Source organism: Bittarella massiliensis (ex Durand et al. 2017), assembly GCF_017566145.1.
Taxonomy (GTDB): Bacteria; Bacillota; Clostridia; order Oscillospirales; family Ruminococcaceae; genus Bittarella; species Bittarella massiliensis_A.
The window spans coordinates 1-214 of the sequence record NZ_JABFCL010000312.1; the positions used below are offsets into that span (position 1 = coordinate 1).

The 214-nt window shown below is 40.2% G+C and carries 1 protein-coding gene; it reads right to left on the reverse strand.

From position 1 onward, the window contains the following. Positions 1 to 3: 3 nt before the first annotated feature. Positions 4 to 214: hypothetical protein (locus HJY11_RS15745; RefSeq protein ID WP_208076557.1), on the reverse strand; the 211-nt coding region annotated here is incomplete at its 5' end.

Consider the following 214-nt stretch of genomic DNA (forward strand, 5'->3'; position numbering starts at 1 on the left):
TTCTCAAAGTGTCTTAGCAGAATCTCCGAGGTTTCCTGCAATTTTGTATCCTTTACGATCAGTTTCATGTAATCCTCCTGTTATCCTTTCACTCCTCCAAGAGCAATTCCCTGTACGAACTGCTTCTGGAGGAAAATGTACAAAATAAACGGAAAAATAAATGTAATCAGTGATCCCGCCATGATCAGTCCGTAATTTACCGAATACTGGGTCT